This is a genomic window from Candidatus Enterococcus wittei (assembly GCF_002140175.1).
GTDB classification, from domain to species: domain Bacteria; phylum Bacillota; class Bacilli; order Lactobacillales; family Enterococcaceae; genus Enterococcus_B; species Enterococcus_B wittei.
Genome location: NZ_NGMO01000005.1, coordinates 162,363 through 170,926, shown reverse-complemented (window position 1 = coordinate 170,926; position 8,564 = coordinate 162,363). Strand labels below are relative to the sequence as shown.

General features: G+C 39.3%; 8 protein-coding genes and 1 other annotated feature. All 8 genes read left to right on the top strand.

Annotated features, from left to right (window positions below; all coding sequences use genetic code 11):
• The first annotated feature begins 188 nt into the window (after positions 1-188).
• Positions 189-725: a dCTP deaminase/dUTPase family protein gene (locus tag A5844_RS13250; RefSeq protein ID WP_086285643.1), complete on the top strand. Its 537-nt coding sequence runs from the start codon at positions 189-191 to the stop codon at positions 723-725.
• A 36-nt stretch (positions 726-761) separates the two neighbouring features.
• Complete coding sequence (radA, locus tag A5844_RS13245; protein ID WP_086285642.1) at positions 762-2,132, top strand: DNA repair protein RadA; 1,371 nt, start codon at positions 762-764, stop codon at positions 2,130-2,132.
• 29 nt (positions 2,133-2,161) lie between these two features.
• A complete protein-coding gene (locus A5844_RS13240) occupies positions 2,162-3,310 on the top strand; it encodes a PIN/TRAM domain-containing protein (RefSeq protein ID WP_086285641.1) in 1,149 nt (382 codons plus the stop codon).
• Between the two features lie 279 nt (positions 3,311-3,589).
• The gene (gene gltX / locus A5844_RS13235; RefSeq protein WP_086285640.1) at positions 3,590-5,050 is read left to right on the top strand and encodes a glutamate--tRNA ligase; all 1,461 of its coding nucleotides are present in this window, start codon (positions 3,590-3,592) and stop codon (positions 5,048-5,050) included.
• Positions 5,047-5,278 (top strand) — a binding site (T-box leader). (Overlaps the previous gene by 4 nt.)
• 90 nt (positions 5,279-5,368) lie before the next feature.
• The gene (gene epsC, locus A5844_RS13230) at positions 5,369-5,905 is read left to right on the top strand and encodes a serine O-acetyltransferase EpsC (RefSeq protein ID WP_086285639.1); all 537 of its coding nucleotides are present in this window, start codon (positions 5,369-5,371) and stop codon (positions 5,903-5,905) included.
• Complete coding sequence (gene cysS / locus A5844_RS13225) at positions 5,902-7,314, top strand: cysteine--tRNA ligase (protein WP_086285638.1); 1,413 nt, start codon at positions 5,902-5,904, stop codon at positions 7,312-7,314. The genes epsC and cysS overlap by 4 nt, the downstream gene beginning before the upstream one ends.
• Positions 7,311-7,706: a Mini-ribonuclease 3 gene (locus tag A5844_RS13220; RefSeq protein WP_086285637.1), complete on the top strand. Its 396-nt coding sequence runs from the start codon at positions 7,311-7,313 to the stop codon at positions 7,704-7,706. Before cysS ends, A5844_RS13220 begins: the two co-directional genes overlap by 4 nt.
• Positions 7,699-8,562 (top strand): 23S rRNA (guanosine(2251)-2'-O)-methyltransferase RlmB, encoded by an 864-nt coding sequence (gene rlmB / locus A5844_RS13215; protein WP_086285636.1) that lies wholly within the window; start codon positions 7,699-7,701, stop codon positions 8,560-8,562. The genes A5844_RS13220 and rlmB overlap by 8 nt, the downstream gene beginning before the upstream one ends.
• The last annotated feature ends 2 nt before the right edge of the window (positions 8,563-8,564 follow it).

Here is an 8,564-nt window from a genome sequence, read left to right as displayed (position 1 = left end):
CATGAGAATGTATTTCGAAAATAAAAAAAAACATAGAGAACAATTTTTATGACTTCTCTTTTTTGCGACTTAGCTAGCACAGAAATATTTCTATTGTAATTTTATATTTTTTGAAGAATTTTATAAGGTGGGGTATTGCTACAAGGAATATGGTAAAATAAAAATAGTTTACTTTGGGAGGGACTTGGGTGAAAAAAAGAGGATTTGAAATTGTAACAAAGTACATGGATCAACAGTTACGATTACCACAAAGAGCGACACATCATGCAGCCGGATATGATTTTGAAGCAGCAGAAGATGTAGTCATTCCAAGTATTTGGAAAGCAGGATTTAAACAAGGCCTTGCTGCAGTAACGGATGCGATGGCTAAAGATGCTTTATCTGGCGAAGAAAAAAAGATTAAGCCTGTTTTAGTGCCTACGGGAATTAAAGCATATATGGGAGAAGATGAATTTCTACAGTTGGCTAATCGTTCTAGTAATCCCCTGAAACGTTTTTTGATTTTAACTAATGGGGTAGGAGTCATTGACAGTGACTATTATAATAATGAAGCAAATGAAGGACATATCATGTTCCAATTTACTAATTTTGGATTCAAAGATGTCGTGATAAAAAAAGGTGAAAGAATTGGTCAAGGAATCTTCCTACCTTTCTTAAAAGCAGATCAAGATCAAACAGAGCGAACACGCCAAGGTGGGTTTGGTTCTTCTAACGAAGCAAGCTGATCGTGTATAAAGTAATAAAATGAAAGTGGGGATACCATGGCGAAAAAAACAAAAGTCCAGTTTGTTTGTCAAAATTGTGGCTATGTGTCGCCTAAATTTTTAGGACGTTGTCCAAACTGTGGAAAATGGAATACGATGGTGGAAGAGATCGAGCAAGACACTACTGATCGTAGGACTCGTACAAGTTTGACAGGCGAAAGAGCAAAGCCAACGAAAATCGCTGAAGTGATTCCCAAAAAAGAACCACGTGTCAAGACGAAGTTGTCAGAATTGAATCGAGTATTAGGCGGTGGGGTAGTTCCTGGTTCCATGATACTGATTGGTGGAGACCCAGGTATTGGAAAATCTACTTTGCTATTACAAGTTTCGCAACAACTAGCAGCAATTGGTGGTAAAGTATTATATGTATCTGGGGAAGAAAGCGCAGACCAAATCAAATTGCGAGCGGAACGTCTGGGATCGATCGACACGGAATTTTATTTGTATGCAGAAACTGATATGAATGAAATCAGTCGAGCGATTGAACAGATTTCCCCAGATTATGTGATTATTGATTCGATCCAAACAATGACTCAACCAGATATTACTAGCGTAGCCGGTAGTGTCAGTCAAGTGAGGGAGACAACTGCTGAATTATTGAAAATCGCTAAGACGAATGGCATCGCGATTTTTATCGTTGGACATGTGACAAAAGAAGGATCGATTGCAGGTCCTAGAATGTTAGAACACATGGTGGATACTGTCTTGTATTTTGAAGGAGAGCAACACCATAGTTTTCGTATTTTAAGAGCAGTCAAAAATCGGTTTGGTTCAACCAACGAAATCGGGATCTTTGAAATGCATGAGCATGGATTAGAAGAAGTGGCTAACCCATCACAGATTTTCTTAGAAGAGCGTCTAGAAGGCGCAACAGGGTCAGCAATCGTGGTAGCGATGGAAGGAACTCGTCCCATTTTGGTCGAGATACAAGCTTTAGTGACCCCTACGATGTTTGGAAATGCAAAACGAACGACTACCGGTTTGGATTTTAACCGTGTATCATTGATTATGGCTGTATTGGAAAAACGTGCAGGGTTACTTTTACAAAATCAAGATGCTTACTTAAAAGCAGCAGGTGGAGTAAAATTAAATGAGCCTGCTATCGATCTAGCTATAGCAGTAAGTATTGCATCAAGTTACAAAGAAAAAGGAACCCAACCTACTGAATGTTTTATTGGTGAGATTGGCTTGACAGGCGAAATCAGACGAGTCAGCCATATTGAACAACGAGTGAAAGAAGTTCAAAAACTAGGATTTACTAAAGTTTACTTGCCTAAAAACAACTTAGGTGGTTGGAATGTTCCACCAGGAATTGAAGTAGTCGGAGTAGCCACACTTGCAGAAACGTTGAAACGAGTATTCCGCTAAAATATCATGAGTGAAAAGGAGGAAAGACGATGCAAAAACGTGTCATCACACTGCTGATGATCATTGTCGGAGCAAGCCTAGGTATTTCTTTTTTACCGACAGCATGGCAGATGATCGGTCAGCAGACAAACGGATGGCTGAATAACACCTTTACCAATAGCTTGTTAGGTGCACTTATTTTCTTTTTATTATCTCTGCTATTGGCCAAACATATATCAGCAGTCATTAAACGAATAGAAGAAAAATTAAGTGAGGTCAGCTTGACCTATCTATTATTTGGAGCAATCGGAGCGATTATCGGTCTGACGCTAGGGGTAGTTATTTCAATGCCGCTATATAATATCGAGTTACCTTTTGTCAACAGTGTTTTACCTATTCTTCTAATGGTAATTCTAGGTTATCTAGGGTTAAGAATGGGTACAACGAGGATCGAGGAGTGGAAAAAGATTTTCGGTCCTAAAAATAAAAAGGTAGAACAAGAAACAGCGAGTCAAATAGAAAGCCAGCTGCTTGAGCGAAAACTGAATGACAATTTTCACAAATATAAAATTTTAGATACCAGTGTAATCATCGATGGGCGTATCTATGATATCGCTAAGTCTGGATTTTTAGAGGGAACATTGATGATCCCAAATTTTGTTCTTTATGAATTGCAATATATTGCTGACTCAGGCGATAGTTTGAAACGAGTTCGTGGACGACGGGGTTTAGATATTTTAAATGCGTTACAAAAAGAAGATGGTATCTCTGTTGAAATGTATGATGGCGATTTTGAAGATATCACTGAAGTTGACAGTAAATTGATCAAGTTAGCGAAGTTGTTAGACGGAGTCATCGTAACAAATGATTACAATTTGAATAAAGTTTCTGAATTTCAAAATGTCCCGGTACTGAATATCAACGCTTTAGCGAATGCGGTGAAACCAGTCGTGATCCCTGGCGAGAACATGAATGTTTTAGTGGTCAAAGCAGGAACGGAACGTCAACAAGGGGTTGCTTACTTGGATGATGGAACGATGGTTGTTGTGGAAGATGGCCAGCACTACATGAATGAGCGAATTGAAGTAGTCGTGACTAGTGCTTTACAAACCGCAGCTGGACGAATGATTTTTGCCAAGCCAGCACATGCTGGAAGAGGGATCGATAACCAGCACGAAAATGAGAAAAAAGCGAAATAACTAAGAATAGATAATAAAAAAAAGCCAACTGGTTAGGAAATTCCGCCAGTTGGCTTTACTATTTTTCATATTAAAGGTAAAATTTGTGCTGAGTAGCTTTAAATTTTTCAATTTATTTGCTAAAGAAGATTCGTTGCAAGGTTGATTGACAGAAAAGGTTGACATATGTTCTTTGATAAGCTGCTTTTTGATTTTTATACAAGTCAAAATGTTTCTTTGGAAATCTTATGGTCAACATCTTGTACGTCTCAAAGTCTAGTTTGAAAGAAGAGGAAGAAAATGACGAAAGTACGCGTACGCTATGCACCAAGTCCCACAGGGCATCTACATATTGGAAATGCAAGAACGGCATTATTCAATTATTTGTTTGCCCGCCACAATGATGGAGATTTCATTATCCGCATTGAGGATACAGACCAAAAACGGAACATTGAAGATGGCGAAAAAAGCCAACTAGAAAATCTTGCTTGGTTAGGAATAAATTGGGATGAATCACCTGAAAACCCAGGGGAATATGGTCCTTACCGTCAATCTGAACGAAAAGAAATCTATCAACCGCTGATTGATCAATTACTAGCAAGTAACCGTGCTTACAAATGTTACTGTACAGAAGAAGAACTAGAAGCAGAACGTGAAGCACAACGTGCGCGCGGAGAAATGCCTCATTATGGTGGAACTTGTGCCAACTTGACACCGGAAGAACAAGCACAAAAAGAAGCAGCAGGTTTAGAACCAGTTATTCGTTTCCGTGTCCCTCGTAATACAGAGTATGCTTTTACAGACATGGTCAAAGGAGATATCACGTTCGAATCAGATAATATCGGTGGCGATTACGTCATTCAAAAACGAGATGGGATGCCTACGTATAATTTTGCCGTAGCTGTGGATGATCACATGATGAAGATCACACATGTATTACGTGGAGATGATCATATCGCTAATACACCAAAACAATTGATGATTTATGAAGCATTTGGTTGGACAGCGCCAACTTTTGGTCATATGACTTTGATCATCAATTCGGAAACAGGTAAAAAGTTGAGTAAACGAGATGAATCAATCTTGCAGTTTATTGAACAATACCGAGAATTAGGTTATTTACCAGAAGCAATGTTCAACTTTATTGCGTTATTAGGATGGTCACCTGTTGGGGAAGAGGAAATCTTTAGCCAAGAAGAACTGATCAACATGTTTGATCCAAACCGCTTGAGTAAATCGCCAGCGGCTTTTGATGCGAAAAAACTGCAATGGGTCAATAACCATTACATCAAAGAAATGGATCTTGATACGTTAACGGATATGTGCTTGCCTTATCTAATCGCAGACGGATGTGTGACAGAAAACCCAGACGAAAAAACTATTGAATGGGTGAAAAGAATCGTCAGTCTTTATCAGCCACAAATGAGTTATGCTGCTGAGATCGTTGACGTTTCTACATTATTCTTCAATGAACATCCAGTGTTAAATGAAGCTGCTAAAGAAGTCTTGGCAGGTGAAACAGTACCAACTGTTTTAAAAGCTTTCAAAGAACAATTGACACAAATGGAAGTTGTTGATGCACCAACAGTGAAAGCAGCAATCAAAGCGGTACAAAAAGAAACAGGCGTCAAAGGGAAAAATCTCTTCATGCCGATTCGTGTTGCAGTTTCAGGACAAATGCATGGTCCTGAATTACCAGAGACCATTGAATTATTAGGAAAAGAAAAATCTTTAGCACATTTAAATCAAGTATTGAACTAAACACAAAGAACAGAAAGAAGTAAAAAAAGGATCATTTTAAGAGAGTCGACGGTTGGTGGGAGTCGACAATCATCCTTTTTTGAAATGCCTCTGGGAGTGGTCTTGGTGAATGAGAGAACAGTAATAAGCTGCTCTCTCTGTAGCTAAGGACGAGTAACGGACGTTACCTGTTAGAGATAATCGTAGATTATGAATAAAAGTGGAACCACGCCTCATAGCGTCTTTTAATAAGGAAACTTATTTAAAAGACGCTTATTTATTTATCCGATGGACTTTATCGCTTTTACATAAATAGAAAGAAGAAAGGAGCAAAAGACGATGGGATGGTTCAGTCAAGCGATTGCTGCTGCAAAACGGAATGATCCGGCAGCACGCACAACTTTGGAGATTATATTGACTTATCCTGGGCTACATGCATTGTTTTGGCATCGCCTGTCGCATTTTTTGTATAAGCATCGCTTGTTTTTAATAGCAAAGATCAATGCACAATTCTGGCGATTTATCACGGGCGTAGAGATTCATCCAGGTGCTAAAATCGGTTCAGGTGTATTTATTGACCATGGTATGGGGGTCGTCATTGGTGAGACAGCCGAGATTGAAGATGATGTTGTCTTGTTCCATGGGGTGACTTTAGGCGGAACTGGCAAAGAAACAGGGAAAAGACACCCTACTGTCAAAAAAGGAGCAATGCTTTCAGCAAATGCACAGATTTTAGGTCCGATCACTATTGGTCGAAATGCCAAAATCGGAGCTAGTGCTGTGGTGTTGAACGATATACCAGACGATGCAACAGCAGTTGGCATACCAGCAAAAGTGGTAAGAATAAAGGGTGAGAAAGTAAGGAGAACGCAATGATAAAAATTTATAATACATTAACGAGAGAAAAAGAAATGTTTGTGCCGCTACGAGAAGGGCATGTAGGAATGTATGTTTGCGGTCCGACTGTCTATAATTATATCCATATTGGCAATGCGAGGAGTACGATTGCGTTTGATACAATTCGTCGTTACTTTGAATATCGCGGGTATCAAGTAGACTACATTTCAAACTTTACAGATGTAGATGATAAAATTATTCGAGCAGCAAAGGACCGTGGTATAAGTGCCCCAGAAGTAGCAGCGCAATTTATCAAAGCCTTTGAAGAAGATACTCAGGCCTTAAATGTCAAACCAGCTACGATGCACCCTAGAGTGATGGATCATATGGAAGATATCCTTTCATTTATTCAAGCGTTGATCGAAAAGGGATATGCTTATGAATCAGAAGGAGATGTATACTATCGTACGAGGAAATTTGAGGATTATGGTCAACTAAGTGATCAGTCAATTGATGAATTAGAAATTGGAGCCAGTCAGCGTACAGGAGAAGAACAACATCAAAAAGAAGATCCATTAGATTTTGCTCTATGGAAAAAAGCCAAACCAGGAGAGATCTCATGGGATTCGCCATGGGGACAAGGGCGCCCAGGGTGGCATATCGAATGTTCTGTTATGGCGACAAAACATCTCGGAGACACGATTGATATCCATGGCGGTGGACAAGACTTAGAGTTTCCCCACCACGAGAATGAGATTGCTCAAAGTGAAGCGAAAACAGGTAAGAAATTCGCAAATTATTGGATGCACAATGGCTATGTAACGATCGGTGAAGATGACCAAAAAATGAGTAAATCATTAGGTAACTTTATTACGGTCCATGAAATGATCCAAACAGTAGATCCGCAAGTATTGCGCTTTTTTATGGCCACAACACAATATCGTCGGCCAATCCGTTATAGTGAAACCACGCTGAAGGAAGCAGCAACCAACTTGCAACGGTTGAAAAATACCTTTGATAATCTGAAATTTCGCCAGAAGAGTGCGGTAGAGACACTAACTGGAGATGATACACATTTAGCTGAACTTCAACAAATGGAAGCGCGATTTATTGAAGAAATGGATGATGATTTTAATGCCGCAAATGGAATTACTGTGGTATATGAATTAGCAAAATGGTTAAATACCTACCTCGAGCAAGCAACTGTTTCAAAAGAAATATTATTACAAGGTGAAACATTGTTTGCACAATGGCTATCGATTTTTGGTATCTTATTTACAACGGATGAGCTTGTTGATGAAGAGGTTGAACGGTTGATTGAGGAACGAACACAAGCCAGAAAAAACCGAGACTATGCCCGTAGTGATGAGATCCGAGATCTATTAAAAGAAAAGGGAATCTTGTTGGATGACACTCCTCAAGGTACTCGTTGGAGAAGAGAAGCATGAAAGATTATACACAATTGAACGGCTTAGCACTCGCTTATATCGGCGACGCAATCTATGAAATCTACATCCGTGATTATTTGGTTGGAAAAGGAGAAACGAAGCCTAATAAATTACACCGAGCTGCAACAAATTATGTATCAGCAAAAGCACAAGCATTTTTGATCAAAAAAATGTTAGAAGAAAAATTATTAACGGAAAACGAAGAAGTCTATTATCGTCGTGGTCGTAATTCAAAAAGCCATACTAGCGCAAAAAATGCAGATATTACGACGTATCGAATCGCGACAGGCTTTGAGGCACTGATGGGGTATTTACATTTAACGAAACAAACCGAACGTATGGAAGAATTAATTGAATGGTGTATTGAGAAAGTTGGTGAAACACATGAGTAAAGAAAAAAAAGAACAAGATTATCAGAAAAAAAATAAAAAAGGACCTCATCGTTTTCAAAAAGTGAACGGGAAAAAAACAGCTAAAAAAGAAACCGTTTATGTGGGGCAAGAAGAAACCACTAGTGAAGACAATTTTGTATTTGGTCACCATGCAACCGTTGAAGCATTAAAACAAGGGCGTGGAAATAAGCTGTTTCTACAAGAAGACTCAAGAGGTGACAAAGTCGAAGAACTAAAAACGATCGCAAGAGAGCAGTCAGTGCCGGTGAAATGGGTGCCTAAACAAAAACTAGACTTGTTGAGTGATCGAGGCGTTCATCAAGGAGTCGTATTAGCGATTACACCATATGAATATCTGTCGCTGGAACAGTTACTGGAACAAACAAAAGAAAAAACAGAAACTCCATTTTTCGTGATTTTAGATAGTATCGAAGATCCGCATAATTTTGGTTCGATTTTACGGACGGCAGATGCCAGCGGTGTGGATGGTGTGATTATTCCAAAACATCGCGCTGTAGGAATTACACCAATCGTTACAAAGACTTCTACAGGGGCAGTGGAGCATGTGCCGATTGCACGAGTTACCAACTTAGTTCAGACCGTTCAGCAATTGAAATCAGAAAATTTCTGGGTATTTGGTACAGACATGGAAGGGACAAACTTTCAAACGTGGAATGCCAAAGGCTCTATTGCCTTAGTGATCGGAAATGAAGGCAAGGGAATGAGTGCAGGACTTAAAAAAGAAATGGATGAATTATTAACCATTCCAATGACCGGTCATGTTCAAAGTTTGAATGCGAGCGTAGCAGCTGGACTATTGATGTACCAAGCTTTTTCTCAACGGCAGGGGCAATAGTC

Coding starts and splice junctions, on each gene's coding strand:
- A5844_RS13240 (WP_086285641.1), top strand. CDS start 2,162: ATGCAAAAACGTGTCATCACACTGCTGATGATCATTGTCGGAGCAAGC.
- gltX (WP_086285640.1), top strand. CDS start 3,590: ATGACGAAAGTACGCGTACGCTATGCACCAAGTCCCACAGGGCATCTA.
- A5844_RS13220 (WP_086285637.1), top strand. CDS start 7,311: ATGAAAGATTATACACAATTGAACGGCTTAGCACTCGCTTATATCGGC.
- rlmB (WP_086285636.1), top strand. CDS start 7,699: ATGAGTAAAGAAAAAAAAGAACAAGATTATCAGAAAAAAAATAAAAAA.
- radA (WP_086285642.1), top strand. CDS start 762: ATGGCGAAAAAAACAAAAGTCCAGTTTGTTTGTCAAAATTGTGGCTAT.
- epsC (WP_086285639.1), top strand. CDS start 5,369: ATGGGATGGTTCAGTCAAGCGATTGCTGCTGCAAAACGGAATGATCCG.
- cysS (WP_086285638.1), top strand. CDS start 5,902: ATGATAAAAATTTATAATACATTAACGAGAGAAAAAGAAATGTTTGTG.